This window comes from Vibrio sp. D173a, from assembly GCF_030248475.1.
On the sequence record NZ_JAHGAH010001298.1, the window covers coordinates 1 to 779 of the forward strand.

Consider the following 779-nt stretch of genomic DNA (forward strand, 5'->3'; position numbering starts at 1 on the left):
TAACACCAACCACAACTTGCGCGACGTCTTTGTGCAGGCTCATAAACTGCTGAGAAAACTGACGAGTGATGGGATAAACCGTGCTGGAGCCTTCGAACTTGATCAGATCTTTTGCCATGCTCATTGTTGACCATAGAAACAAACAGATAACAGTGGTGATTGCTTTGTGTAAGAACCTTTCCATCATAGTGTACGTTACGCTTCTATCGCCCAGCATTGTCAGATTGAATTAAGCCACCGAAATATACGGTGTTGGGATTGGTTATACAATGTGCACTCATTAATATTCATTAAAACTTCATAAGTAACTGAAATGTCTGGTTGTTCATTAAATTGATGAATTAAGGTTGATTCATTCCTCATCCTTTTGATCTAATTATGTTGTTCCCCAAAATGCTAAATAAGCGAAAGTTCCTCTTCACCTCTTTATTAGCGTTGCTAGTGGTCGTGTCGACTACAGTCCTGGTCATGCAATCGACCGATCTCTTGATCAAAAAGTCTCCCCTTGCAGAGGCCGCGGCTGAAATAAAGATCAATGGTTCGCTTGCTTATTTATGGTTTGATGAAATTGTGTCTGGCGATACAACTCAATCGATCCAAGAGGTTTGGTACTACTTAGAGATTGCGGATTGGCATGTAGGAGCGCTGCTTGATGGGGGAGAAAGCATTATGGGCAGCTATCAACCGATCAGTAACCCTGAACTTCGAGAGCGATTGATGATGCTACGCCAAACATTGGCTGAGTTTCGCCAATATGCAGGTTCGCATTATCAGCAATC

At 42.4% G+C, this 779-nt stretch carries 1 pseudogene; it reads left to right on the forward strand.

The annotated features are described in order from the left end of the window. Positions 1-447: 447 nt before the first annotated feature. Positions 448-779, forward strand: a pseudogene (locus KIV40_RS32960) (GGDEF-domain containing protein); the annotation flags it as partial.